Raw genomic sequence first — 223 nt, forward strand, 5'->3', positions numbered from 1 at the left:
GTCAATTGTACATAAACCATCACAAGTACCTCTTAAATCAGATAGTTGTTCAATAAGCTTTTGTTGCTTGATTATATTTTCTCTGATAGCACTGACATGTAAGTCAATTAATTCATTCACATCTGAACAATTTTTCTCAGGTTTGTCTTTATAGGTAAGTAATTGACGAATTTCATTCAAACTCATATTTAAAGTTCGGCAATTCAAAATAAATTTAATTCGC

1 protein-coding gene is annotated in these 223 nt (G+C 29.1%); it reads right to left on the reverse strand.

Annotation, left to right across the window (positions count from 1 at the left end; all coding sequences use genetic code 11):
- Positions 1-223, reverse strand: a 223-nt coding sequence (locus tag WFH18_RS18195) for a MerR family DNA-binding protein (protein ID WP_336755460.1), incomplete at both ends; no start/stop codon positions are given.

The sequence above is a fragment of the Acinetobacter sp. USHLN143 genome, assembly GCF_037145695.1.
In the GTDB taxonomy this organism is placed as follows: domain Bacteria; phylum Pseudomonadota; class Gammaproteobacteria; order Pseudomonadales; family Moraxellaceae; genus Acinetobacter; species Acinetobacter fasciculus.